Annotated in this window: 21 protein-coding genes; 14 read left to right on the forward strand and 7 right to left on the reverse strand. The window is 72.7% G+C overall.

Translation table 11 applies throughout. From position 1 onward, the window contains the following. Positions 1–256: 256 nt before the first annotated feature. Both ACFY1P_RS26390 and ACFY1P_RS26395 read left to right on the forward strand, forming a co-directional pair. Entirely contained in the window at positions 257–2,131 is a 1,875-nt protein-coding gene (locus tag ACFY1P_RS26390) for a protein kinase (protein WP_390752031.1), read from the forward strand. Positions 2,132–2,386: 255 nt separating this feature from the next. Further along, the gene (locus ACFY1P_RS26395) at positions 2,387–4,945 is read left to right on the forward strand and encodes a protein kinase (RefSeq protein ID WP_390752032.1); all 2,559 of its coding nucleotides are present in this window, start codon (positions 2,387–2,389) and stop codon (positions 4,943–4,945) included. A 21-nt stretch (positions 4,946–4,966) separates the two neighbouring features. Here ACFY1P_RS26395 and ACFY1P_RS26400 read toward each other — a convergent pair whose 3' ends face one another. Further along, positions 4,967–6,541, reverse strand: coding sequence for an AMP-binding protein (locus ACFY1P_RS26400; RefSeq protein ID WP_361527606.1), 1,575 nt, complete (start codon positions 6,539–6,541; stop codon positions 4,967–4,969). Between the two features lie 157 nt (positions 6,542–6,698). Between ACFY1P_RS26400 and ACFY1P_RS26405 the strand changes: the two genes are divergently transcribed. The 4 genes from ACFY1P_RS26405 (at position 6,699) to ACFY1P_RS26420 (ending at position 11,151) form a co-directional block, all read left to right on the forward strand. Further along, complete coding sequence (locus tag ACFY1P_RS26405; protein ID WP_390752033.1) at positions 6,699–7,922, forward strand: amidohydrolase family protein; 1,224 nt, start codon at positions 6,699–6,701, stop codon at positions 7,920–7,922. A gap of 6 nt (positions 7,923–7,928) precedes the next feature. After that, positions 7,929–9,098 carry an acyl-CoA dehydrogenase family protein gene (locus tag ACFY1P_RS26410; RefSeq protein ID WP_390752034.1) on the forward strand — a complete coding sequence of 390 codons (1,170 nt, stop codon included), beginning with the start codon at positions 7,929–7,931 and terminating at the stop codon, positions 9,096–9,098. Between the two features lie 2 nt (positions 9,099–9,100). Beyond that, positions 9,101–10,261: an acyl-CoA dehydrogenase family protein gene (locus tag ACFY1P_RS26415; protein ID WP_390752035.1), complete on the forward strand. Its 1,161-nt coding sequence runs from the start codon at positions 9,101–9,103 to the stop codon at positions 10,259–10,261. Positions 10,262–10,674: 413 nt separating this feature from the next. After that, on the forward strand, positions 10,675–11,151 hold the full coding sequence (locus ACFY1P_RS26420) for an ATP-binding protein (protein ID WP_361527614.1): 477 nt from the start codon (positions 10,675–10,677) through the stop codon (positions 11,149–11,151). Between the two features lie 324 nt (positions 11,152–11,475). Here ACFY1P_RS26420 and ACFY1P_RS26425 read toward each other — a convergent pair whose 3' ends face one another. Then, entirely contained in the window at positions 11,476–12,402 is a 927-nt protein-coding gene (locus ACFY1P_RS26425) for a cyclase family protein (protein ID WP_390752036.1), read from the reverse strand. Between the two features lie 98 nt (positions 12,403–12,500). On the opposite strand from ACFY1P_RS26425, the gene ACFY1P_RS26430 reads away from it, so the two are divergent. From ACFY1P_RS26430 to ACFY1P_RS26445, 4 genes are all read left to right on the forward strand, one after another. Next, complete coding sequence (locus ACFY1P_RS26430; protein WP_361527618.1) at positions 12,501–13,412, forward strand: SDR family NAD(P)-dependent oxidoreductase; 912 nt, start codon at positions 12,501–12,503, stop codon at positions 13,410–13,412. Between the two features lie 122 nt (positions 13,413–13,534). Then, a complete protein-coding gene (locus ACFY1P_RS26435; protein WP_390752037.1) occupies positions 13,535–14,695 on the forward strand; it encodes an acyl-CoA dehydrogenase family protein in 1,161 nt (386 codons plus the stop codon). Then, entirely contained in the window at positions 14,692–16,155 is a 1,464-nt protein-coding gene (locus ACFY1P_RS26440; RefSeq protein ID WP_390752038.1) for an aldehyde dehydrogenase family protein, read from the forward strand. The genes ACFY1P_RS26435 and ACFY1P_RS26440 overlap by 4 nt, the downstream gene beginning before the upstream one ends. Before the next feature lie 48 nt (positions 16,156–16,203). Further along, the gene (locus tag ACFY1P_RS26445; protein ID WP_390752039.1) at positions 16,204–17,274 is read left to right on the forward strand and encodes an alcohol dehydrogenase catalytic domain-containing protein; all 1,071 of its coding nucleotides are present in this window, start codon (positions 16,204–16,206) and stop codon (positions 17,272–17,274) included. 24 nt (positions 17,275–17,298) lie between these two features. Here the strand turns inward: ACFY1P_RS26445 and ACFY1P_RS26450 are convergent, their stop codons facing one another. Beyond that, a complete protein-coding gene (locus ACFY1P_RS26450) occupies positions 17,299–18,327 on the reverse strand; it encodes a GlxA family transcriptional regulator (RefSeq protein ID WP_390752040.1) in 1,029 nt (342 codons plus the stop codon). A gap of 202 nt (positions 18,328–18,529) precedes the next feature. Here ACFY1P_RS26450 and ACFY1P_RS26455 point away from each other — a divergent pair, with 202 nt between their 5' ends. Then, positions 18,530–18,793, forward strand: a complete 264-nt coding sequence (locus ACFY1P_RS26455; protein WP_390752041.1) for a hypothetical protein — start codon at positions 18,530–18,532, stop codon at positions 18,791–18,793. A 289-nt stretch (positions 18,794–19,082) separates the two neighbouring features. After that, the gene (locus tag ACFY1P_RS26460; protein ID WP_390752042.1) at positions 19,083–20,090 is read left to right on the forward strand and encodes a hypothetical protein; all 1,008 of its coding nucleotides are present in this window, start codon (positions 19,083–19,085) and stop codon (positions 20,088–20,090) included. Between the two features lie 15 nt (positions 20,091–20,105). Here the strand turns inward: ACFY1P_RS26460 and ACFY1P_RS26465 are convergent, their stop codons facing one another. The 3 genes from ACFY1P_RS26465 to ACFY1P_RS26475 all read right to left on the reverse strand — a co-directional run bounded on the left by ACFY1P_RS26465 (position 20,106) and on the right by ACFY1P_RS26475 (position 24,008). After that, positions 20,106–20,774 (reverse strand): flavin reductase family protein, encoded by a 669-nt coding sequence (locus ACFY1P_RS26465; protein ID WP_361527630.1) that lies wholly within the window; start codon positions 20,772–20,774, stop codon positions 20,106–20,108. 74 nt (positions 20,775–20,848) lie between these two features. Further along, a complete protein-coding gene (locus ACFY1P_RS26470; protein WP_390752043.1) occupies positions 20,849–21,724 on the reverse strand; it encodes an enoyl-CoA hydratase/isomerase family protein in 876 nt (291 codons plus the stop codon). 37 nt (positions 21,725–21,761) lie between these two features. Beyond that, on the reverse strand, positions 21,762–24,008 hold the full coding sequence (locus tag ACFY1P_RS26475) for an acetate--CoA ligase family protein (RefSeq protein ID WP_390752044.1): 2,247 nt from the start codon (positions 24,006–24,008) through the stop codon (positions 21,762–21,764). A 146-nt stretch (positions 24,009–24,154) separates the two neighbouring features. Here ACFY1P_RS26475 and ACFY1P_RS26480 point away from each other — a divergent pair, with 146 nt between their 5' ends. Together ACFY1P_RS26480 and ACFY1P_RS26485 are read left to right on the forward strand one after the other, a co-directional pair. Then, positions 24,155–24,574, forward strand: a complete 420-nt coding sequence (locus tag ACFY1P_RS26480; RefSeq protein ID WP_390752045.1) for a Zn-ribbon domain-containing OB-fold protein — start codon at positions 24,155–24,157, stop codon at positions 24,572–24,574. A gap of 9 nt (positions 24,575–24,583) precedes the next feature. Further along, positions 24,584–25,183 carry a GNAT family N-acetyltransferase gene (locus ACFY1P_RS26485; protein ID WP_361527638.1) on the forward strand — a complete coding sequence of 200 codons (600 nt, stop codon included), beginning with the start codon at positions 24,584–24,586 and terminating at the stop codon, positions 25,181–25,183. On the opposite strand, the gene ACFY1P_RS26490 is transcribed toward ACFY1P_RS26485, so the two are convergent. Then, on the reverse strand, positions 25,161–25,844 hold the full coding sequence (locus ACFY1P_RS26490) for a pyridoxal 5'-phosphate synthase (protein WP_390752046.1): 684 nt from the start codon (positions 25,842–25,844) through the stop codon (positions 25,161–25,163). The genes ACFY1P_RS26485 and ACFY1P_RS26490 overlap by 23 nt on opposite strands. Positions 25,845–25,882: the final 38 nt, after the last annotated feature.

Raw genomic sequence — 25,882 nt, forward strand, 5'->3', positions numbered from 1 at the left:
AGCGGGTCCCTCAGTGAAGACCCGGGCGGAGTGGCACAGCGCTGTGCCACCGTCAGCACCGTTGTGACGACGGCGCAGGTCAGGCGGGGTCCGCGTGGTTGCTGTCGGGGCGTGCTGCGGGGCTGTGGCGGGGTGTCGGCATGCGGCCATCATCCGGGGGCCCTCGGACCCTGGCCTTCCACCGGTCCGCGGATGAGAGACAATGGTGGCTCTGCCAGGGTGGGTTGGTCGCAGAGCTGATTGCCAGAGGGGACGCATGTCGGAGGCGGAGCAGACGCAGGGCACGGCAGGGCGCCTCCTGGCCGGGCGGTACCGCCTCGGGGACGTCCTCGGGCGCGGCGGCATGGGCACGGTCTGGCGGGCGACCGACGAGACCCTGGGGCGCACGGTCGCGGTGAAGGAACTGCGGTTCCCGGCCAACATCGACGAGGACGAGAAGCGCCGCCTGATCACGCGCACGCTGCGCGAGGCCAAGGCGATCGCCCGCATCCGCAGCGCGGGCGCCGTCACCGTCTACGACGTGGTGCACGAGGACGACCGGCCGTGGATCGTCATGGAGCTCATCGAGGGCCGCTCGCTCGCCGACGTCATCCGTGAGGACGGGCCGCTGAAGTGGCGGCGCGCCGCGGAGGTCGGGCTGGCCGTCCTGGACGTGCTCGGCGCCGCGCACCGCCAGGGCATCCTGCACCGCGACGTGAAGCCGTCCAACGTGCTGATCGCGGACGAGGGCCGTGTGGTGCTCACCGACTTCGGTATCGCGCAGGTCGAGGGCGACCCGTCGGTCACCTCGACGGGAATGCTGGTCGGCGCCCCCTCGTACATATCCCCGGAGCGGGCGCGCGGCCAGAAGCCCGGCCCTCCGGCGGACCTGTGGTCCCTGGGCGGCCTGCTGTACGCGGCCGTCGAGGGCGCCCCTCCGTACGACAAGGGTTCGGCCATAGCCACCCTCACCGCCGTGATGACCGAGCCGCTGGGCCCGCCCCGGAACGCGGGACCGCTGGCGGAGGTCATGTACGGACTGCTCGCCAAGGACCCCGAGAAGCGGCTGGACGAGGCCGGCGCGCGGGCGCTGCTGACCGGCGCGGTCAACGCCCCGGACGAGCGGCTGCCGAAGCCGCCCGAGCCGGAGCCGGAGCTGGACGCGACGCAGGCGATCGCCATACCGGCGATCCCGGAGCCGCCGTCGCGGTCCGCCGCGGCGCGGGCCGGGGAGAAGGCGGCGTCGGCGAAGCCCTCGGGCAAGCCGTCGCTGAAGTCGTCCCTGAAGCCGTCCTTGAAGCCGTCTTCGAAGAAGGCCGGTGCCGCCTCCGCCTCCGAGGGTTCGCCGAAGCAGTCGGCCGCGAAGGCCGCCGCCGTGGGCGACGCGGGTGCCGCCACGCGGGTCTCCCACGACGGCGCGCCCCGCACGGGCGGGCTGCAGCGGGTGACCTGGGAGCGGGCCTCGGTCATGGAGGTCGTGCCGCGCCGCACGCTCGTCATCGTGGCGGTCGTGGTCGTGCTCGCCGTGGTCGGCACGGTGCTCGCCTTCGCGGTGGGCAACGACGGGGGCGGCGAGGACAAGGGCGCCAGGACCGGCAAGGCCGTCAAGCCCGCCTCCGCGTCGGCGACGGGCGAACTGCCGGGCGTGGTGGACCGGCAGGCACCCGGTGACGCCAGGCACGGCACCAAGGCCGGCTTCGGGCGGGTCGAGAACGACGCGTACGAGTTCGAGATCGACATGCCCAAGGGCTGGAAGCAGACCGGCACGGCGGGCGACCACTCCGGGGCCATTTACAGCGCGGAGGGCGGCTTCCCCCGGCTCCAGGTCGACTTCGGGCCCGAGCCGCAGGCGGACGCCGTCAAGGCGTGGCGCGAGTCCGAGTCCGGCGCGAAGCACAGCATGAAGAACTACAAGGGCCTCGGCATCAAGGAGGTCCGGAACTGGGACGGCCACGACTACCCCACCGTGGCCGACTGGTCCTTCGAGCGCGACCAGGACGGCAGGCGCGTCCAGGTCCTCGACCGCGGGTTCAAGGTGGACGACGAGCACGGCTACGCCATCATGATCACGTGCGAGAAGGGCAAGTGCAACGGCGCGGAGTGCCGCTCCCTGCGCGACACGGCCTTCAGGACGTTCACGCCGGAGGACTGAGGGACACGGACCCCGCCCTGGCGGCCGGTGCACGTGGCCTGAGGGGACGCGGTGTACTCCCCGGGCCCGTGGGGTGGAACGTGCGGCGTACGCGGGGCCGTACTGAGCCGTACGGCCCCGAAGGGGCGGGTTGGGCACGTATCGTGAGTTGCCGTGGACGGTACGCAACCACAATAGGCAGCAAGCTGACCGGTGTTGACGGCCGTTCGACCGTCATCCGGGCGACGGTGCGGATCACGCGCGTGGGGAGGCGTCGTGGACGATTACGCGGGACGGGTGCTCGCCGACCGCTATCGCCTGCCACTGCCGCCGTCCGATGTGTTCGAGCTCGTGGAGACCCGCGCCTTCGACACCTACAGCGGCCAGGAAGTCCTCGTCCGGCAGATCCCGTTGCCGGAGGTCGTGGAGGCCGAGGTCGTCGGGGGCGAGCGGGCGCACGGCACCGGACCCGCCGCCTCCGCGCGCGGGGGGAGCGGCCGCCAGGGCTCCGGCGACCCGGCGATGCTCCGGGCGCTCGCGGCCGCCAGTGCCGCCGCGCAGGTTCCCGACCACCCCAGGCTCGACCAGGTCTTCCACGTCTTCGCGGAGGGGGGCAGCCTGTGGATCATCAGTGAGCTCGTCTCCGCCCGCCCGCTCGCCGCGCTCCTCGCCGAGCGCGCCCTCTCCCCGCACCGCGCCGCCGAGGTCGCCGCCGACGTCCTCACCGCCCTGCGCGCCCTGCACGCCCACGGCTGGACCCACCGCAACATCACCACCCGCACGGTCCTCATCTGCGACGACGGTCGCGCGATCCTCACCGGCCTGGCGGCGGGCGCGGCGGAAGAGGCCCTGTGCGGCTACGACCCGGTGCCCGGCGGACCGGCCCCGGCGGCAGGCGCGGGCGCCGGGGCGCCGTCTGCCGCGCGGCCGGACGGTGGTGGTGACCGGCCGCCGCCGGGTGGCGCGCCGGGCAACGGCGTTCCGCCGCAGACGGCGCAGGGCGTCCCGGGCGCTCCCGCGACGCAGGCCGGGCCGTCGGCGTACGGTGCCTCCGGCGGCGGCAGCCGCGTGCCGGGACCGGGTGCCCCGGGCGCCGCGCAGGGCGGGCCCGCGTACCGCGACCAGGGCGCCGCGGGCGGATTCCCGACGCCGGGTGGCCCGGCGGCCGGCGGCTCGGGGCGGCCGCCCGGTGCAGCTGTTCCCGGGAGCACTCCTCAGGACCCCCGGGCGGCGCGGGCCGGAGCCATCGCCGCGTACCGCGCGGGTGCCCGCGCCGCGGCCGCGCGGGCGGCCGCGGAGAGTGCCGCGCACGGCCCGGCCGGCGCCTCCACCTGGGGCGGTGGCAGCGCGGCCAGTGGCACGGCACCCGCGCCGGCGCCCGCCGGCCGTGCGCCGTCCCCGCGCCCCGGCGCACCCCGAGTCCCCGGCCCGGCGAGCACGGCGGCGCTTCCGGCGCCCCGCGCGCAGGGTCCCTCCCCGGCCGACGGCGACGAGGCCCCCGCGGCCGCTCCCGGCGGGTGGGGAGACAGCGGTCCGGCGGGGAGCGCGCACGCCGCCGAACGGGCGCGCCAGGCGCGGATGGTGGTGGTCGGCGCCGTCACCGAGCGCTGGTCGCCCGAGCAGGCGTGGCCGGTGCAGGAGAGCTGGCAGCTCGCCCCTCCGGTCGGGCCCGCGGCCGACCTGTGGGCCCTGGGCGCCCTGCTCTTCCGCGTGGTGCAGGGCCACGCGCCGTACCCCGAGAACAGCACGGCCGACCTCCTCCAGCTCGTCTGTGTGGAGCCCCCCGCGTACGCCGAGGAGTGCGGCGCGCTGCGGCCGGTGGTCGAGTCCCTCATGCGCAAGGACCCGGCCGAGCGGCCCGAGTTCGAGGAGCTGCGCGGCTGGCTCCGGTCCCTCATCCGCTCCGCACCAGAACCCGACATCGGCAGCCGCACCGTCACCGTCCCCTCGATCGGACCGGGCGTCCCCGCCGACCAGCACCGGCTGCCGGTCATACGGCGTAAGGGCGAGCTCGTGCGCCGCAGGCGCGGCCGTCCGGTCACGGCGGTGGACGCGGCTTCCGTCGCGCACGGGCGGCACAAGAAGAGCGCCAAGGACCAACTCCAGCCGCGCGCCCGCGCCCACACCACGGGGCACCTCCAGGAGCAGCGCGTACGGCGCGGGCCGCTCAGCCTCGGCCGGTTACTCCTGGGGCTGATCCTGCTGGTGCTGATCGGGGTGGTGCTGTACGCCGTGCTGCTGATGCCGGGCGCCGACAAGAGCGAGGGGAAGGCGCCGACGGAGCACACGGGCGCGGCCTCCGGGGTCCCGAGTGCCCCTGCCACCGGCAAGGCGGGGCAGGCGTCGGTGAGTTCTGACGACGCGTCCCCCGAGGCCGAGGGGCTCGCCAAGGGCTTCGCGCTGCGGCAGGACCCCAAGGGCTTCACCGTGGCCGTGGCCAAGGCCTGGCAGCGGCGCGGTGAGAACGACCGGGGTCAGGTGGTTTATTCCGGCGGTGACTGCCAACTGCTGGTCGTGCCCGGCCGGGACAAGGTCGCGGAGTTCGGCAGCGACCCCATGGCCTATCAGCAGGACAAGGAACCGGAGCTCGACGCCTACCGCTCGTCCTCCTGGGCGGGCGCGTCCGGGCTGCGCCGTATCGACGTCGGACAGCGGGCGTCGGCGGAGGGCACGTTCAACTGGAACGACAGCAGCGGCCGGCAGGTCTATGTGCGCAACTCCGCGATGATCCTGGGCGGCCGCTATCACGTGCTCCAGGTGATCGGCCCGATGGACGAACAGCGCATGGTGGACGGGTACTTCGACCAGGCCACCGCGAGCTACCGGACCCGCTGAGTCGGCCCTCGCCCTTCTTCGTCATTCCTCGGAGAAGCGCTCGCGCAGCCGCTGCTTGAGGACCTTGCCGAGGGTCGCGTTGCGCGGCAGCTCGTCGACGAGCTCCAGCCGCTCGGGGAGCTTGTGCACGGACAGGCCCGCTCCCCGCAGGTGGGTGCCGATGTCGTCGAGGGTGAGAGGCATCGTTCCCGCGACCTGCTGGACGACGGCGCAGACGCGCTCCCCGCGCGCCGGATCGGGGAGCCCGATCACGGCGGCGTCCTCGACGGCCGGGTGCTCCTGGAGGAGCTGCTCGATCTCGCGGGCGGAGATGTTCTCGCCCTTGCGGATGATGACGTCCTTGGCGCGCCCGGTGAGCACAAGGTGCCCGGTGGCCGTGAGGTGGCCGCGGTCGCCGGTGCGCAGGAAGCCGTCCGCGTCGAACGCCTCGGCGGTCTGCGCCGGATCGAGATAGCCGCGGCAGACGGCCTCGCCGCGCAGCCGTATGTCTCCGTCCACGCCCGGCGGGACGGGTCGCCCGTCGGCGTCGACGACCCGGATCTCCATCCCTGCGGCCGGGCGGCCTTCGGTGGTGGCGAGGTTCTCCGGGGTGTCGTCCGGGTCCCCCATGGTGATCATGGGCGCTTCGGTCATGCCGTAGCCGTGGGTCAGCCGGCAGCCCAGCTCGCGTACGACGTCGTGGTACAGCGCGGGCGGCTTGGGCGCCCCGCCGCCTGCCATCAGGCGGAGCGTGGGGATGAGCCTGTGGTCCGGGTCCTTGCGCTGTTCGGCGAGGAACATCGAGTAGAAGGCGGTGGAGCCGCCCGCCATCGTGACGCCGTGCCTGCGGTAGGCGTCGAGTGCGGCGGGGAGCGCGAAGTGCTCCAGGAGGAGCGCGGGGAAGCCGCACAGCAGCATCATCACGGTGTAGTCGGGCCCGGCGACGTGCGCGTAGGGGAAGGCCATCGAGCCCATGTCCGCCGGGGTCGGGCGGAGCGCGCGGGCGAGACAGGCGCCGGCGGCGATCAGGCCGCGGTCCGTGTGCAGGGCGCCCTTGGGGTCGGCGGTCGTGCCGGACGTCCAGTAGATCCAGCGGACGGTGTCGCCGTTGGCGGGCGGTGGCGGAAGGACCGCCGGGTCCCCTTGCGGCAGCGCGTCGTAGGCGGTGAACACCAGCGGCGGCGTGGGCAGTCCGAGCGCCAGCCGGGAGGCCATGGCCGCGTGGTCGTAGCCCCGCCAGGTGCCGGGAGTCGCGAAGAAGGCCGCCTCCGCGGCCCGTAACGCGTGACCGGTCTCGCGGTCGCGGTGGAAGGGGACGACGGGCGTCTGCACGGCACCCAGGCGGGCCAGGGCGAAGGTCAGCACGACGGTCTCGATCCGCGTGGGCAGCTGCCAGGCGACGCGGTCGCCGGGGCGCACCCCGAGCCCGTACAGCCCGGCTGCCGTACGCTCCGCCCGCCCGCGCAGAGCGCCGAAGGAGAGCCGCCGGTCGGCGCCCGTGGGGCCGGGGTCGTCGGCCTGGACGAGCGCGGTGGCGCCGGGGGTGCGGGCGGCGCGGCGTACGAGCAGCTCCCACAGGGTGCGGGAGGCGGCGAGATCGTCATCGGTACCGGTCATGGAGGCTCCCAGCGTCCGCTGCTCCGGTGTGCGGTGTGCGGTGTGCGGCGTGCGGTGTGCGGCGGGCGCGAAGCGTAGGGCGCCACGCCTTGTCGGTCCATGGAGTCGAGGCTAGCCTCATTTCTGACGGAGCGTCAGAAAGAGTTGGAGGGCCGCCGTGGAACTGCCCCGCATCGTCAGCGTCGACGACCATGTGATCGAACCGGCCCACCTCTTCGCCTCCTGGCTCCCCGCCCGCTACCACGACCGCGGGCCCCGGCCCGTCACCACCGGCATCGGTGAACTCGTCTACAAGGGCGGCAAGTACGTGGTCTCCATGGACCCCGACGGCCCGCCCGCCGACTGGTGGATCTACGAGGACCTCGCCTTCCCGTACAAGCGAAACATCGCCGCCGCCGGCTTCGACCGCGACGAGATGACCCTGGAGGGCATCACCCGGGCGGAGATGCGCCCCGGCTGCTGGGACCCGGCGGAGCGCCTCAAAGACATGGACCTCAACCACGTGGAGGCGTCGCTGTGCTTCCCGTCCTTCCCCCGGTTCTGCGGCCAGACCTTCGCGGAGGCCCATGACAAGGAGGTCGCGCTCGCCTGTGTGCGCGCCTACAACGACTGGATGGTCGAGGAGTGGTGCGGCGACAGCGGCGGCCGGCTCATCCCGCTCTGCCTCATCCCCCTGTGGGACGTCTCGCTCGCCGTCACCGAGATCCACCGCAACGCCGCCCGCGGCGTGCGCGCCGTGACCTTCAGCGAGATCCCCACCCACCTGGGCCTGCCCAGCATCCACTCCGGCTACTGGGACCCCTTCTTCGCCGCCTGCCAGGAGACGGGCACCGTCGTCAACATGCACATCGGGTCGTCCTCGCAGATGCCCGCCGCCTCACCGGACGCCCCGGTCGCGGTGCAGGCCACCCTGTCCTTCAACAACGCCATGGCGTCACTCGCCGACTTCCTCTTCAGTGGCGTGCTCGTGCGCTTCCCGGAGCTCAAACTCGCCTACAGCGAAGGGCAGATGGGCTGGATTCCCTACGCCCTGGAGCGCGCCGACGACGTGTGGCGGGAACACCGTGCCTGGGGCGGCGTGCGGGACCTGATCCCCGAACCGCCCTCCACCTACTACTACCGGCAGGTCTTCTGCTGCTTCTTCCGCGACAAACATGGCATCGCGTCACTCGATGCGGTGGGCCGTGACAACGCCACCTTCGAGACCGACTACCCCCACGTCGACTCCACCTTCCCCCACACCAAGGAGGTCGCCCTCGAACACGTCCGCGGCCTGGACGAGGAGACCGTCCACAAACTGATGCGCGGCAACGCCATCCGCATGCTCGGCCTCGACCTGGACCTCGACCTGGACCTCGGCCTCGACCGGCCGGGCCGGTGATCACCGGTGGACCTCGGCGCCACGGCGGAGGAGGAAGCCTTCCGGCACCGGCTGCGCGCGTGGCTGCGTGAGACGCTGCCGAAGCTGCCGCCGAACCCGCCCGCCACCGACTGGCCCGCCCGGCTCGCCCACGACCGCGCCTGGCAACGGGCCCTGTACGACGCCGGGTACGCGGGACTCCACTGGCCCTCCGACGCCGGGGGCCGCGGCGCCACCCCCACGCAGCACCTGATCTTCCTGGAGGAGACGGAACGGGCCGGCGCGCCCTACGTGGGCGCCAACTTCGTCGGACTGCTGCACGCGGGCCCCACCATCGCCGCGGAGGGCGACGCCGCACAGCGGGCCCGTTGGCTGCCGCCCATCCTGCGCGGCGACGAGATCTGGTGCCAGGGCTTCTCGGAGCCCGAGGCGGGATCCGATCTCGCCGCCCTGCGCACCCGGGCCGTCCGCGACGGTGACTCCTACGTCGTCACCGGCAGCAAGATCTGGACCTCGCACGCCGAGGTCGCCGACTGGTGCGAACTGCTCGTCCGCACCGACCCCTCCGCCCCCCGGCACCGGGGCATCACCTGGCTCGCCCTGCCGATGGACGCGCCCGGCGTGACCGTACGGCCCCTGCGGACCCTCGCCGGGTCCGACGAGTTCGCCGATGTCTTCCTCGACGGGGTGCGGGTGCCGGTCGCCAACCGGGTCGGCGCGGAGAACGATGGCTGGCGCGTCACCATGGTCACCCTCGCCTTCGAGCGCGGCACGGCCTTCGCGGGCGAGGTCATCGCCTGCCGCCGCACCCTCACCCGGCTCGCCCGCACGGCCCGTGCCAACGGCCGCTGGGACGACGCCGTGCTCCGCCGCCGCCTGGGGCGGCTCAACGCCGAGTTCGCGGCGCTGTGGCGGCTCATCCAGTGGAACGTGAGCGAGGCGGACCACGCGGCGCGCACCGGCGGCAGCGGTGTGCCGGGCGAGGCCGGTTCGGTCTTCAAACTGCGCTACTCCGAAGCGCGCCAGGAACTGTACGAGGCCGCGGCCGCGGTCCTGGGCCCGGAGTCCCTGGACGCCGGTCAGGCGTGGACGGCGGACCGGCTCTCCTCGCTCTCCTACACGATCGCCGCGGGCACCTCCCAGATCCAGCGGAACATCGTCGCCGAGCGCGTCCTCGGCCTGCCCAAGGCGCGGTGACCATGGACTTCCGGCTGACCGGCGACCAACGCGCCCTCCAGGCGGGAATGCGCGCCCTCCTGGCGGCCCGGTACCCGCACGAGAAGCTGCGGGCCGCGGTGGATGCGTCTGAGGGCCCGGCCGAGGACGTGACTGTGGGCGCGGTGGTGGACGCTGTGGTGGATGCCCCGGCTGTCCTGGGCGGGGCGCCAGAGGCCCAGGAGGCTGCCGGGGGACCGGGGGCTCGCAAGGCAGCGGAGTCTCCCGTGGACCGGGAGCTGTGGGCGGCGCTCGGGGACGCCGGCTTCTTCGCGCTGCGACTGCCCGAGGAGGACGGCGGGACGGGCCTCGGCCTGCCGGAAGCCGTACTCCTCTTCGAGGAAGCGGGACGGGCCCTGCTGCCCGGCCCCCTGGTCGCCACCCACCTTGCCGCCGGCCTGGCACCCGGCGCGGCCGACGGCACCCGGATCGTCACCGCGCTGGACGGCCCCGGCGTCGCCGAGCACCTCGCCTCCGCAGACGCCGTACTGCTGCTCACCGGCGACACGGCCCGGCTGCTGCCCGTGGACGCCGGTGCGGGCCCGCGCGCCCTGCGGGCCGCCCCCTTCCGCTCCGTCGACCCGCTCACGCCCCTGCACCGCGTGCGGGACCTGCCATCTGCCGCGTGTGCGGGCGGGCTTGCCCCGGAGGCCGATGCCGCGCGGCTGCGCCGTGAAGCGGCACTGCTGACCGCCGCCCAGCAACTCGGCAGTGCCCGCGCCACCCTCGCGCTCGCCGTCTCCCACGCCCGCCACCGCGTCCAGTTCGGGCGACCGGTCGGCTCCTTCCAGGCTGTGCAACACCTGTGTGCCCAGATGCTCGTACGCACCGACCTCGCCCGCGCGAGCGTCTACGCCGCGTCCGTGACCGAGGACCCTGCCGAGACCGCGGGTGCGAAGCTGCTTGCGGACAGTGCTGCTATCCGCAACGCCCGTGACTGTCTGCAAGTGCACGGTGGCCTGGGCTTCACATGGGAAGCGGACATTCATCTGCATCTCAAACGCACCTGGGTAAGGGCCTTTCAGTGGCAGTCGACCGAAGAATCGGAGGAATTCCTTGCGAATGAACTGTTGATGGACGCCGCTGACGAAAATGCGCCAGATGTTTGGTGGGGCACCCTGGGCGGCGAAAATGTCCAGTCTTAATCGGCATGGGTGAAATGCCGCTCATGTCATACCTAACCGCTCACAGAACGTCGATATCGGGCTGTGTCCTAGGCGTTATTCGTCACGGGGTGGAGTCGGTCCCGCCCTCGGGTACTCTCCCTTGGATGTGAGTGGTTCATAGGCGCAACAAGTCAGGGGTTGTCCACGCGGCAGCGCCGGGCGGGAAAATGTCTGACGCTCGTCCCGGAACGGGGCCTGTGGCCCTCCGATGTTCGAGTCTCCTCGGCGCGCGTCGCACAGTATGCAGTACGCATACTCCTTTGCGCCGGAATATGCCCGAAGCGCTTGTTGAGGTGACTGTGCGTCAACCATGCTGTCTCGGAGCGGGATCACGTTCCGTGACCCCATGGAGACGCGAGGCGTTGTGTCCGCCGGTTCGGATGGTGTGAGCGGTGCAGGTGCTTCAGATGCAGATGGAGGTCCGGGCCGATCCCGCGGAGGTGGGACGGGCCCGCAGGTGGGCGAGGTCGCGACTGGCCGGCTCCGGCATAGGCGTCGATGAGCCCCTGGCGGAGACGCTGATCCTGCTCATCTCGGAGCTCGTCACCAACGCCGTGGTGCACACCGGCTGTCCGGCCGTGCTGCGCATGCTCTTCCCGGACGCCGCCGACACCTCCGGTCAGGCCGGTCTCTGCGCGGGCACCGTCCGCGTCGAGGTCGCCGACATCAGCGCCCGCCCTCCCCGCCCCCGGCGTGCCGAGGGTGACGACACCGGCGGCCGGGGCCTGGAGCTGGTGGACGGCCTGGCGGACCGCTGGGGCTGGCAGCCCGAGGGGGCCGGCAAGCGCATCTGGTGCGAGGTCGACCGGGGGCGGGCCCCGTGGGTCGGCGCTTTCGAGTCGCCACGCGCCGTCACAAATCGGGCTTAGTCGACAAAGTCCAGACCAGGTGTTGACGTGAAGTGTCCACGTGATCACCCTTGGACGCAGCGATTCGTTGCGAGGGGACGTCGAGGGGCCCGTTCGTACTGGGCTGCTTGGCGAGTACGGGTCGCGGTCCGGCGCGGACAAGGCTTGCGCGCCGGAGCCGGCGGCGGCGTGCGGTGCCGTGCTCGGGGTGCGCATCGGCGCGCCGCCGCCCGCCCACCTCTTCGTGGGCGCGGGTGAGTTCCCGTTTTCGCTTCGACGGTCGACTCGTGATTGCTCCAGCCGGGGGAATATGGCCGGGTCAGGAGCTGCGGCCGGCTCCGGGGGTCAGAGCACCGCGACCGGTGCGACCGGTGAACCGGTCCCGCCCGCGAAGGGCTCCGGTGTAGCGGCGAGCAGGAAGGCGTAACGCCCCTCTTCCGCGCACACTTGCGACAGCTCTTCCAGGTTCCAGCTCTGCCCTTGAGGCATCCCCATCTCGACGAGGTCGAGCGCGTGCACCGGAAGCCAGAGCCCGGTGATCTCCGGCGGGACGATCTCGAACGTCAGGGTGTCGTTGGCGACCGCGGCCACGTCCCGGGCGTGGAACCACTCGGGGGTGCGGAACGACAGTCCGGGTGACGGATGGCCGTACGCCCGCCGGGCACCCGCCAGATACACCTGGATCTGCCCCGTGCGCACCAGCACCACGTCCCCCGTCCGTACCGTGACGCCCGCGAACTCCTCGGCGGCGTCCAGATCCTCCGGGCCGACGGCGTGCCCGGTGGCGAGCCGCTCGACCCCGCGGGCGCTGGCGACGTCGAGCAGGACGCCGCGCGAGACGATGTGCCGGACCTTCTCGATGCCGTGGCACGCCGCGCCCCCGTGGGCGGTGATCGAGCTCGCCGGGCGGCCGTTGTAGATCTTGCCGCCGTGCGAGATGTGCGCGAGCCCGTCCCAGTGCGTCCCCGCCTGAAGGCCCATGGTCACGGCGTCGTCGCTGCTGGCCACGGCACCCGGGCCGAACAGCTCCACATTGATCGAGACCATCGTGTGCAGGGGATTGACCCTGCCGGGGATCATCCCGGTCTGTATCCCCTCCTGCCGCAGCGGCACGGCCAGTGGAACGCGGCGGCCCGTGCGCACTGTCGACACGGCGTCGCGGACGACCTCGTCCGTGATCAGGTTGAGGGTACCGATCTCGTCTCTCTCGCCCCAACGGCCCCAGTTGTTGACCCGTTTGGCCATGTCGTAGAACACCGCCGGCAAAGACATGCGTCCCCTCCCCGGATCCGGGCCCCGCCGGGTCTTGTGTCCGGGCCCGCTCTGCTCAAAAATCTAACGGTCCGTCAGAAACCCGGAAGGGGTGCCGCATGGGTGACTTCCTGACCGGCAAGGTGATCGCTGTCACCGGCGCCGGCCGTGGCATCGGGCGTGCGGTCGCCCTGGCCTGTGCGGCGGAAGGGGCGAGCGTCGTCGTCAACGACTACGGCGTGTCCGTCGACGGCGCGGAACCGGCGAGCGAGGTCGCCGCCGCGGTGGCCGAGGAGATCGAGGCGGCGGGCGGCCGGGCGACCGCGCTCGCGGACGACGTGTCGACCATGGCGGGCGGACAAAGGGTCGTCGACACCGCGGTGGCCCGCTACGGACGGCTCGACGGAGCCGTGTGCGCCGCTGGCATCCTCCGGGAACGGATGCTCTTCAACATGAGCGAGGAGGAGTGGGACCCGGTCATAGCCACCCACCTCAAGGGCACCTTCACCGTCTTCCGCGCCGCGTCCGCTCTCATGCGCCGCCAGGGCCACGGCGCGCTCGTCGGCTTCACCAGCGGCAACCACCAGGGCAGCGTGGCCCAGGCCAACTACTCCGCCGCCAAGGGCGGCATCATCTCGCTCGTCCGCAGCGCCGCCCTGGGCCTGCACAAATACGGGGTCGCCGCCAACTGCGTGGCTCCCGTGGCCCGTACGCGGATGTCCGCCGGGGTGCCGATGGAGCTGACCGAGATCGGCGAACCCGAGGACGTCGCCGTCATGGTGGTCTATCTCCTCGGTGACCGGGCGCGCGAGCACGGCATCACCGGGCAGGTCTACACCGTCGCCGGCCCCAAGATCGCGGTATGGGCCCAGCCGCGCGAACTGCGCGCCGCCTACGCCGACGGCGCCTGGACCCCGCAGAAGATCGCAGACCATCTCCCCAGCACCGTCGGCACCGACCCGATGCCCCTGCTCGCCACGCTGGAAGCGATGGCCAAGGCCGCTGCCGCCCATGAGCGACCCAACGCCTGACCGCGCGCGGTGGCGCGGGGTGCTTGTCCGGGTCACGGCACCCTCAGGCGCCATGGATCGCGATCACCCATCGCCTTCGTGCCGAGTGAGCGCGGAAAGGCGACGCAGGGAGAGGACAGAGCGTGGACTTCACATTCGGGCCGGAGGACGACGCCCTCCGGGAAGAGGCGCGCAGCTGGCTCGCCGCACACCTCGCCTCCCACCCGGCCCCGACTCCCCGCGCCTGGGAGCGTGAACTCGGGACGGGCGGCTGGATCGGCCTCGCCTGGGACCCCGCTCACGGCAACTACGGCAACCGCACCGCCGGCCTGACCGGACAGATCGTCTGGGCCGAGGAGTACGCGCGGGCCGGGGCCCCCGCCCGGCTCGGTCACATGGGGGAGAACCTCCTCGCCCCCACGCTCCTCACCCATGGCACCGCCGCCCAGCGCGACCGGTTCCTCCCCGCCATCGCCCGGGGCGAGGCCATCTGGTGCCAGGGCTACAGCGAACCCGGCGCCGGCTCGGACCTCGCCGCCCTCCGTACCTCCGCCGTCCTCGCCGACTCGGGCAGGGCCTACCGGATCACCGGACAGAAGATCTGGACCTCCCACGCGCATGAGGCGGACTGGTGCTTCCTGCTGGCCCGCACCACCGAGGGGTCACGGCGGCACCACGGACTCTCCCTTCTGCTCGTGCCGATGGACCAGCCCGGCCGGATCGAGGTCCGCCCGATCCGCGACATGTCGGGGGCGGCCGACTTCAACGAGGTGTTCTTCGACGGGGCCGAGTCCCACGCCGAAGACCTCGTCGGCGGGGAGGGCAACGGCTGGCGGGTCGCCATGGACCTCCTGGGGCGGGAACGAGGACTGTCCACACTCGCCCAGCAGATCGGCTTCGCCGCCGAGCTGGAGGGCCTCGTCCGCCTCGCCCTCCGGACGGGGGCCGCAGCGGATCCGGTCACGCGCGACCGGATCGTACGGCACTGGGCCCAGTTGCAGGCCATGCGCTGGAATGCCCTGCGCACCCTGGGGTCGCCCGGCGACCCCGGTGCGCCCTGCGTCGCGAAGCTCCTGTGGGGCCGGTGGCACCAGGAGCTCGGCGAACTGGCGATGGAGATCCGCGGCCCGGCCGCCACCCTCGGCCTGGGCGCCTGGGATCCCGGTCGCCCTTATGAACTCGACGCTCTGCAACGCCTGTTCCTCTTCTCGCGTGCCGACACCATCTACGGCGGCTCGGACGAGATCCAGCGCACCGTCATCGCCGAGCGCGTGCTCGGCCTGCCGAAGGAGCCGCGTCCATGACGGCGTACGGACTGTGGATCGACGGCTCCTGGCGCTCACCGGAAAAAGGGCACTATGCAGTTGTCAATCCGGCGACCGAAGAGGTCGTCGGGGAGGCCCCGGAGGCGACTCCCGCCGAAGTCGCCGATGCCGTGGCCGCCGCGCGGGCCGCTCAGGACGGCTGGTCCCGTACGGATCCGCGCGAGCGCGCGGCCGTTCTGGACCGGACAGCGGAACTGCTCGATGAACGTGCGAAGGAACTGATACCTCTCCTCCAGGCGGAGACGGGTGCCACGGTCCGGGTCACGACCGCCCTGCAACTGCCCCCGGCGGTCGACCGGTTCCGTCGTTACGCGCGGGGCGCGCTCGAGCCGGTCGTCGTCCCGCTCGCACCCTGCCCCCTCAAGGGAACCCCGCTGGCGCCAGGCGGCCTGCTGGGTGCCGCCGCGGTCCGGCGGCCCGTGGGCGTCGTCTGCTGCATCACCTCCTACAACTTCCCGGTCGTCAATCTCGCGGGCAAGGTCGCACCCGCCCTGGCCATGGGGAACACGGTGGTCGCCAAGCCGGCGCCGCAGGACCCGCTCTGCTGCCTCGCGCTGGGTCCTGTCCTCAAGGAAGCGGGCCTCCCGGACGGCGTCTTCAACGTCGTCACCGGCTCTTCCCCCGCGACCGGCGAGGCGCTCGTCTCCCACCCCGGTGTCGACATGGTCAGCTTCACCGGGTCCACCGCTGTCGGAAAGAAGATCGCCGAAGCCGCGGGGAGGTCGATGAAGCGCACCCTGATGGAGCTGGGCGGCAAGGGCGCGGCCATCGTCCTGGAGGATGCCGACGACGAAGTGCTCAAGTCGGCGATCGGGGCGGTCGGTTCGGTCTGGTCTTTCCACAGCGGGCAGATCTGCACGGCGCCGACCCGGGTGCTCGTCCACCGGTCCTCGTACGAGAAGATCGTCACCGGTCTCTCACACTACGCGCGGACGCTGAAGATCGGGAGCCCTGTGGATAACTCCACGATCGTGGGCCCGTTGATCTCCGCCGCGCAACGCGACCGCGTCGAGGCGTACATCGCCGGAGCCCGCGCGCAAGGTGCCCGCGTCGCCGTCGGCGGCGCCCGCCCCGGCCTCGACCGCGGCTTCTACGTCGCGCCCACCTTGATCACGGACGCCACCCCGGACATGACCGTGGCCCGCGAGGAGCTGTTCGGACCCGTGGTCGTGGCCCTGCCCTTCGAGGACGAGGACGAGGCCGTCCGCATCGCCAACAGCACCTCGTACGGCCTCTACGACTACGTCTTCAGCGCCGACGCCGGCCGCGCCTGGGCCCTCGCCGCCCGCCTGCGCTGCGGCAACGTCGGGATCAACACCCTGCAACGGCACCCCGAGACACCGTTCGGGGGCAGCAAGGAGAGCGGGATCGGCCGGGACGGCGGCTCCTTCGGGCTGCACGCGTACAGCGAACTCCAGTCCGTCGTCTGGTCCGCCTGAACCGCCCGGCTCCGCCCCGTACCCAGCCGCCGAGAGGACGGACCAGCCATGAAAGGTGTCATCTTCGACGGCGGGCGCGCCCAGGTCGTGGACGATCTCGTCGTCCGCGCACCGGGCCCCGGCGAGGTGCTCGTCGCCGTGTCCGCCGCCGGTCTCTGCCACAGCGATCTGTCCGTCATCGACGGCACCATCCCCTTCCCTGTCCCGGCCGTGCTCGGCCACGAGGGGGCGGGGGTGGTGGAGGAGACCGGTGCCGGCGTCACCCATGTGGCGCGCGGCGACCACGTCGCGCTCTCCACCCTCGCCAGCTGCGGCGCGTGCGCCGAGTGCGACCGCGGCCGCCCGACCATGTGCCGCAGGTCGATCGGTATGCCCGACAGGCCCTTCTCCCGGCGCGGGGGCAGGCTCTACCAGTTCGCGTCCACCTCCGCCTTCGCCGAGCGGACGGTCGTCAAGGCCGTCCAGGCGGTCAGGATCCCCGCCGACGTGCCACCGGCCTCGGCGGCCGTCATCGGGTGCGCCGTCCTGACCGGCGTCGGCGCGGTCCTCAACCGGGCCAGGGTCCGCCAGGGTGATTCCGTCGTCGTCATCGGCGCGGGCGGCGTCGGGCTGAACGTCCTCCAGGGCGCGCGCGTCGCGGGCGCCTCGGTCGTCGTCGCCGTCGACGCGAACCCCGGAAAGGAGCCCATGGCCGGGCAGTTCGGTGCGACACACTTCGTCGACGCCTCCGACCCGGACGGCACCCGGGCGGCCGTGCGCGCGATCCTGCCCGATGGAGCGGACCACGCCTTCGAATGCGTCGGGGACACCCGTCTCGTGCGGGAGGCGGTCGGCCTCCTCGACCGGCACGGACAGGCGGTGCTGCTCGGCGTGCCGCCCGCCGCCGCGGAGGCGTCCTTCCCCGTCTCGTCCCTCTATCTGGACAAGTCGATACTGGGCTGCCGCTACGGCTCGTCCCGTCCCCAGCACGACATCGCCCTCTACGCGCGACTGTACGGGGAGGGCCGTCTCCTGCTGGACGAACTGGTCACCACGGTCTACCCGGTCGAGGACTTCGCGAAGGCCGTCGACGACACCCTGGGCCGACGGGTGGCACGCGCCGTACTGACTTTCGCCTGACCGCCGTTGAGCCGGGGGCAGGGTTCAGTGGCGGGATGCCGCCGGTGCCGCCCGGAACGTACGCCGGTACGCCGTCGGTGACACGCCCAGCGCGGCCTGGAGGTGCTGCCGCATGGACGCCGCCGTGCCGAATCCCGCGTCCCGCGCGATCTGGTCCACGGAGAGGTCGCTGTCCTCCAGCAGGTGCCGCGCCCGCTCCACCCGCTGCTGGGTCAGCCACTGCCCGGGGCTGATCCCGACCTCCTCCCGGAAACGGCGCGTGAAGGTCCGTACGCTCATCGCCTCCTGCTCGGCCATGTCCCGCAGCTGGATGGGCTCGTGCAGTCTCCCCAGCGCCCACGCGCGCGCCGCCGTGGTCGTCGCGAACTGCGGCTCCGGCACGGGCCGGTGGATGTACTGCGCCTGCCCGCCGTCGCGGTGCGGAGGCACCACACTGCGCCGGGCCACCTCGTTGGCCACCGCGGACCCGTGGTCACGCCGCACGATGTGCAGGCACAGGTCGATGCCGGAGGCCACCCCCGCGGAGGTCAGCAGATCGCCGTCGTCGACGAACAGCACGTCGGCGTCCACCCGGACCGACGGGAACAGCCGCTGGAAGTGATCGGTGCTGCTCCAGTGGGTGGTGGCCGGGCGCCCGTCGAGGAGTCCGGCGGCCGCCAGGATGAACGACCCGGTACAGATGGACACCAGGCGCGTGCCGGGGCGTATGTGTGCGAGGGCGGCGGCCTGGGCGTCCTCGAGCCTGCCCTCGGTGTAGGGAAGGCCGAGCCCGTAGCACGCGGGGACGACGACGGTGTCGGCCTCCGCCAGCGCCTCCGGGCCGCGCTCGACGGTGATGGTGAAGTCGGCGTCGGTCCGCACCGGGCCCGGTGCGAGCGCGCACGTCACCACCTCGTACAACGGCTCATTGGACGGCGTCTTCGCCTGGCCGAAGATGCGGTACGGGATGGAGAGTTCGAAGGGGATGACGCCCGCCAGGGCGAGCACCGCGACACGGTGCGGCCGTGCGTCCGGGCGGCTGTCCGTACGCCCGGCATCGGTGGTCCGCGGCATGTCCATATCGTTCCCCCACATCCTTTCCCGGGCGGTCTCCCGTCCCTCTCCGACCAGTCTGCGGCCAGGCACTGACAATCCCCGTCCGCACCGGCAAGGCTGCCGCAGACCCGCGGCCTTCCGGACCATGATGGCCCGATCCTTGCGAATACTGTCCATCCGGCCACTCGCTCGTGTCCAGTGTGTTCCCGATGCTGATGACGTGACCCAGACAACTTCTCGTCCCGCCCGTCCGGCGGGGCGCGCGCCGCGCGGCATGCGCCGGACCCGGATCCACCGCGCCTGGTTCTCCTGCCAGCTGGGTGCCGCCCTGGTCGTGTTCCTGGGTGGTGTGGCGTGCGACGCCCTCGGTTCGTACGACCTCGTCTGGTACACCTCCGGAGCGCTGTGCGCGGTGGCCGTGCTCACGGCCCTCGCCATCCGGAGGAGGCCGGTCCGGGTCCCGGCTGCTGCCCCCGCCGTGTGATCCCTCTTGCGATCCGCGCCCGCGGTCTTGCGCCGGTCACGGCCTCGAGGTGTTGTTGGCTCGTGCCTGCCGGGGCCATCCGGCGTGTGCGTCCTTATCGGTCCTCATTCCGGTCAAGGCGGGCAATCGGTAAGAATGGTCCGCCGTGTCCCGCGCCGGTGCGGTGCGCGTTCGGGCCGCCTCACCGGCGCGAGCCGACGGCCCGGCGGACGAAGCACTGGTCACGGTCTGTGCGCGGAAGCAACCTCCCGGCCTCTGGGGGAATCTTTTCTTGGAGAGAGGGGCGGTCATGACACAGCAGGCCGAGCCGGACGCGAAGCCGGTCGAGGCGGAGGAGACAGCCACACCCGAGCAGCCCGCTCGGGCGGCGGAGCGCGCGATGCACGCGGACGGATTCGGCGCGGCGTTCTGCGCGTCGATGGCCGGGCTGTGCGCGGAGGCGGTGATCGGTGGGACGATCGCCGTCCTGGTGATGCTCTCCCGCGAGCACGACGGGCTGCCGGGCAACGTGGCCGTGATCATCGCGGCGGTCCTCGGCATCGCGTTCTTCGCCGTCCTCGTCAGCGGCTTCGTCACGGGTGTCGCGGTGATGCCCGCCTTGGGGTTCGCGCGGCGCGTGGCACGGCGCACAGGCAGGGCCGAGCGCCTGCGCCTGGATCTCGCCGCGGTGCCGGTGGTGGCGGCCGCGCTGGTGATCGCGTTCGGTGGCGTGGCGGCGCTCGGCAGTCGCGCGTTCGCCCCCGCGCTGTCCTACGTCCTGTGGTGGGCCTGTCTCACCGCCGGGCTGCTGCCCGCCGCCTTTGTCGCGGCTGTCGCCGGGCGGCGCGTCCGCACGGGCCGCCCCAAGGGCCTGGTCCGCAGGATCGCGCGCGACGGGGCACTCGCGTGGCTGGCGGTCGCCGTGGTGGGCGCGGGTGTCTACGGCACCGGACTGGTGAAGGTGTACGAGCCGCCGCGGCTGCACAAGTCGGACCTGGCCGGCACCTGGACCGACGGCCACGGAGGCACGGTCGAGCTGGACTCGGACGGCGGTGCCGTCGCCCAGGGGCTCGACAACTACGTCTGGGACGAGACGGGCAAGGACCGGCCGAAGGACTGCGACGGCTCCGGGAACTGGAAGCCCCTCCGGGAGAACGGCAAGATCGAGAGTGTGGCCCTGCGCATCAAGTCCTGTGAGCTCAACCGCGACTGGAGCGTCGGCGGCACACAGAAGAAGCCGCATATCTCCCACGAGATCGGCAAGCCGGGCTCCGGCAAGCGCTACGTGCTGACGAAGGTGGCCGGGCACAAGAAGTAGCCGGGCGGGGCGCACTCAGGGAGCGAATGTCCCGAGCGTGCCCCGGTGGAAGAGCAGCGGCCGCGCTCCGGCCGCGCCTCCGTCCGCCCCGAGTGCCTCGACGCTCCCGACGACGATCAGGTGGTCCCCGCCGGTGTGCACGGCGTGGACCGTGCAGTCGACCCATGCCGGGACGTCCGCGAGGCGGGGTGAACCGGTCGCGGGGGACGGTTCGTGCCGTACGCCCGCGAACTTGTCGGCCGTCCGCGCGCCGCTGACCGCGAAGGCCCGGCAGAGCTCCTCCTGGCCGGCGCCGAGGATGTTGACGCAGAAGACGCCGGCGCGGGCGATGCGCGGCCAGGTGGAGGACGTCCGGGCCACCATGAAGACGACCAGCGGCGGGTCGAGGGAGAGCGAGGCGAAGGACTGGCAGGAGAAGCCCGCGGGCGGCTCCCCCTCCCGGCCCGGCGCGGTGACGACGGTGACGCCGCTGGCGAAGTGGCCGAGCACGCGCCGCAGTTCGTCCGGCGCCGGCGGAACCCGCTCGTCCGCCCGTACGGCCCGGAGTTCCGGGCGTGGCAGGGGATCGACGGGCGGCGACTGCGGGCGTGGCGGGCCTGCGGGGTGCGGTGGTGCGGAGGTCGGCGCTCCGGTCGACCGCAGATACCGCACGGCGGCTGCCGCCATGCCCGCGTGTCCCATCATGACTCCATTGAAACTGACGAGCAATCAGCTTGGAAGCCCCGGGTGACGGTCGGCTTGGAGGTCCGGGGTACGCGCTAACGGCCACGGAAGCGCGGAGCGCGGCGCTCCGTGAAGCTCGCCAGGCCCTCCCGGGCGTCCGCCGTCGACATGTTGATCTCCTGCGCCGCGGCCTCCGCGGCGAACGCCGTAGCACGGTCGGTGTCGAGAGAGGCGTTGACCAGCTGCTTGGTCAGGGCGAGGGTGCGGGTCGGCCCGGCGGCCAGTCGTTCCGCCCAGGCGCGGGCGGCCCCGGCCAGCTCGCCATCCGGCACCACCAGATTCACCAGCCCCAGCCGTTCCGCGTCGGCGGCGGAGAGGGTGTCGCCGAAGAACATCAGCTCCTTCGCGCGCCGCGGGCCCACGAGGCGCGGGAGGAGGTAGGCGCCGCCGCCGTCGGGGACCAGGCCGCGGCGCACGAACACCTCGATGAACTGCGCCGATTCGCCCGCCATCACAAGATCGCAGGCCAGCGCGAGGTGTGCGCCGAGCCCGGCGGCGATGCCGTTCACGGCGGCGATCACGGGTTTCTCGCAGTCCAGCACCGCGCCGATCAGGCGCTGCGCGCCGCGCTGGAGCACGCGGGCGACATCGCCCGGTACGGGCTCGGCCGGCCGGGCTCCGGAAGCCGCGCGAAGATCGGCTCCGGCGCAGAAGGCCCTGCCGGTCGCGGTCACGACGACGGCCCGCACAGCCGGGTCCGCGGAGGCGTCAAAAAATTTTGAAATCAGTTGTTCCCGCAGGTCAGCGGTGATGGCGTGAAGCGCTTCGGGGCGGTTGAGCGTGATCCGCAGGACCCCGTTGTCAGTGGCGTGGAGTATCACTGAGGCATCGGAGCGGACGGGCCCGGGGGGCTCGGTGGGCCCGTCCGCTCCGGGGCTGTCGTCGGACGTTTCACGGGGGGAGACGGACATGGAGAAGCTCCTGGTCATCGGGGTCGCCGCGGGTGGCTCAGCGGCAGAAGGCCAGCGCGTCCAGGGCCACGGCGCCCTGGCCGCGGTCCAGCACCACGAGGGGGTTGATGTCGAGCTCGGCGAGCTCGCCGTCCAGCTCCAGAGCCATGCGCTGCACGCGCAGAACGGTCTCCACGAGCGCGTCCACGTCGGCCGGGGGCGCTCCCCGGACCCCGTCCAGCAGGGCGCTGCCGCGCAGTTCGCCGAGCATCGCGCGGGCCCGTTCCTCGCCGAACGGGGGTACGCCCACGGCGATGTCGCGCATCACCTCGACCAGCACCCCGCCCAGCCCCACCGTCACGGTGGGACCGAAGAGCGGATCCGGCGAGATCCCGACCGCCATCTCCACGCCGTGCCCGACGAGTTGGCAGACGAGGATGCCGTCCAGGGGCAGGCCCTCGTAGCGGGCGATGTCGGTCAGCTCGCGGTACGCGTCGCGGACCTGGCTCGCCGAGGTCAGGCCGATCTTCACCAGGCCGAGCTCGGTCTTGTGGGCGAGCCGGGGCCCCGATGCCTTCATCACCACGGGGTAGCCCACGAGCCCCGCGGCCCGTACGGCAGCCGCGGCGCTGGTCACCAGCTGCTCCCGGGGCACGCGGATGCCGTACGCGCGCAGGAGTTGCTTGGCCGCGTGTTCGCTGAGCTGCTCGCCCGGCCGCATGAGGGCCTGTGCCTTGCGGGCGGAGGGGGAGAGGGCACGGGGGGCGTCCTCGAACGGGGAGCGGTAGTGGGCGACGAAGCGGTGGTGGTCGAGATAGGCGCGCACGGCCGTGACGCAGTTGGCGAAGGTGCGGAAGGTGGCCACGCGGGAGGAGCCGAGGAGCGTCTCGCGGTAGGCGTCCTCGGTGCCCACCGGGGAGCCCCAGACCACGCAGACGAGCTTGTCCGTCTGCTCCGCGGCGGCCACCAGGTCGCGTACGAGGGTGTCGCTCATGGGTGGGAAGGGGCCGGGTATCGGGCAGATGAGCACGCCGACGGAGGGGTCCTCGAGGAGGGCGTCGATGATCTTGCGGCCGCGCCGGTCGCCGACGGGGTGGCCGCCGCTGTCGACGGGGTTGGAGACGGAGAGGTAGTCCGGTATCCACTGGTGGAGCTCGTGCTGCTTCGCGGCGGGGAGGACGGGGAGGTCGAGGCCGGCCGCGGTGGCCAGGTCGGCGAAGTGGGCGCCCGTGCCGCCGGATATCGAATAGACGGCGACGCCGGGGGCCCGCGGCGGGCGGGCGCGGGCGAGCAGGGCCGAGGTGTCCTGGAGCTCGTCGAGACCGTCGACCCGGATCACGCCGAACTGCCGCATGGCCGCGTCCACCACATCGTCGGCGCCGGTCAGCTTGCCGGTGTGGGAGGCGGCCGTGCGGGCGCCGGTCTCGGTGCGGCCGACCTTGACGGCGACGACGGGCACCTTGTGCCGGGCCGCACGGTCGGCGGCCAGCAGGAAGGAGCGGCCGTCCTTGAGCCCTTCCACATACGCGGCGACGGCTCCGACCTCGGGCCGGGTGGCGAAGTAGGAGATGAAGTCCGCGCACTCCAGGTCGGCCTCGTTGCCGGTCGGGGCCCAGTGCGAGAGCCGGACGCCGATCTCCTGGAGGGAGAAGACGGGGCGGCCCTGGTGGCCTGACTGGGTCACCAGGGCGATCGCGGGGCCGTCGAGGTCGGTGCGGAAGTGCTCGAAGGCGTTGAGGTTGGTGTTCGGGCCGAGCATCCGGACCCCTGCCCGCCGCGCCGCGGCGGCGAGCCGGGCCTGGGCGGCGGCGCCCTCCGGGCCGGTCTCCGCGAAGCCGGAGGCGAACGCGACGGCGAACGCCGCCTTGCCGTCCGTGGAGTCGGCGCCGGGGGAAGCCAGTTGCTCGATGACGGGGAGGGGATCGCCCACGAGGAGGACGGCGAGGTCGATCCGTTCGGGCAGGTCGGCGACGGACGGATGACAAGGGCGGCCGAAGACGCTCTCGCGGGTCGGGTGCACGGGATGGAGGCGGGCCCCGACCCGGTCGGCCCAGGCGATGAGCTGCCGGGTGATGCCGGTGTTGGGCCGGCCCTCCGCGTCCGAGGCGCCGACGACGGCAACGGTCTCGGGCCGGAAGAAGCGGTCCAGGTCGGGCACGTCCGAGCGCAGGGGGCGCCCGCTGACATCGAGGTCCCGGGCGCCGTCGGCCAGGCCGTGGACGGCGGGGCCGCGGTGCTCGCCGCAGGCCGCCACGCGGGCCGGGCGGGAGGTGGTGGTGAGGGTGCCGTGAGTCGATCCAAGCATCGTTCTCGTCCACTCCTGCTCAAGGGCCGACGGACTGACGTAAGTTCAGGCTACCGATCTGACGTCACGTCAGGAAAGATGTGCGGGATGCCCCGAGGGGGTCGTAGCGGCTTCAAGTGCCGCAAAAGGACAGGGAGGTTGAAGATGTGAACGCCGAGGTGCGTCACGACGTGCCCGAGGTGGATGTGTTCACGAAGCCCTACTGGGACGCCGCCGCGCGGGGCCGGTTGCTCATACGCCGCTGCCGTGCCCCCGGGTGCGGCAGAGCGCATCACCACCCACGGGAGATCTGCCCTCGCTGCTGGAGCGAGGACGTCGTCTGGGAGGAGGCGGCCGGCCGCGCCACGCTCCACACCTGGTCGGTCGTCCACGTGAACGACCTCCCGCCGTTCGGCGAGCGGCTGCCCTACGTGGCCGCCGTCGTGGATCTCGCGGAAGGGCCGCGCATGGCGACCGAGATCGTCGACTGCCCCGAAGGCCGGCTGCGGATCGGCATGGACCTGCGGGTGACCTTCCGCGCGGTGCCCGGAACCCCGCTGAAGTTGCCGGTCTTCCGTCTGTGTTGACTGTCGGACATGAAGGAAACGAAGGCATTGGCCCCCGCCTGGATCGGTGAGTTCGACCTCCTGCTGCGCCCGTGGGAGGACGGGGATCTCGAGGCTGTTCTGCGTGGCATAGCGGACCCCGAGTTCCGGCGCTGGAACGCCATCAGCGTGCCACCACCGGACGAGGAGGGCGCGCGGGCCTTCCTGGGGCGCCGTGCGGACGGGTGGGAGCAGGGCGACTCGGTGGGGTTCGCGGTCACCGCCCAGGCGGAGGGGCCGGACGTCGTCGTGGGGAGCGTCGGCTTGTCCGCGATCGACCGCGTGCAGCGCAGCGCCCGGGTCAGTTACTGGATCCTGCCGGAGTTCCGGGGCCGCGGCTATGCCTCCCGGGCCCTGGAGGCCCTGACGCGGTGGGCGTTCCACGAGGAGCTGCGGCTGCACCGGCTGGAGCTGGGGCACGCCCTCGGCCATGACGCCTCGTGCCGGGTGGCCGAGCGGTGCGCGTACGGCCTCGAAGGCACGCTGCGGGGTGCGCTGCCGGGCAGTGACGGAGGGATGTGGGACATCCATCTCCACGCCCGGCTCGCCACCGACCCGGAGCCCGATCTCATGGCCAGAGCAGCTCGGTGACCCAGCGGCCTCCTCGGGCGCGGCGGTAGCGGAGGCGCACGTGGCGGCGCCGGGCGTCGCCCTGGAAGAACTCGACCTCGTCCGCCTCCAGGACGTACAGCGTCCAGCTGTCCACCGGGGCGTCGGGCTCCCGCAGGGCCCGCTCCCAGGCCGCGTCCGAGGAGCGCTCCAGCTCGGCGAGGGAGGACAGCGGCTCGCTCTGCCGTCCCACCAGCGCGGCCGCCAGCGCGCCGGGCGACCGCTTGGCCAGGTCGGCCCGGCTCTCCTGGGGGCCCGCGGCCGTCACGGTGCCCAGCACCCGCACCTGACGGCCGACCGCGGGCCAGTAGAAGCCCAGTGCCGCCTCGGGCCGGGCGGCCAGCTCCCGGCCCTTGCGGCTCGTGCGGTGGGTGGCGAAGTGCCAGCCGCGCGCGTCCGCGTCGTGGAGCATGACGGTCCGCACGGACGGGGTGCCGTTCGCGTCGGCGGTCGCCAGGGTCATCGTGTGCGGCTCGGGCGTCCCGGCCTCGGCGGCCTCGCGCAGCCACTGCTGGAAGAGGGGCAGGGGGTCGGCGGGGGCGTGGGCGGGGTCGAAGTGCGGCAGTTCGGTGTCCCACACCCGCAGGGAGCGCAGCAGCTCATGGAAGGAATCCTGGCGGCTGTCGGCCGTTTCGTCGCTCATGGCGTCCATCCAACCCGCTGCGGATGTTTCGTTCGACT

Origin of the sequence: Streptomyces sp. NPDC001407 (assembly GCF_042895325.1) — a bacterium.
GTDB lineage: Bacteria > Actinomycetota > Actinomycetes > Streptomycetales > Streptomycetaceae > Streptomyces.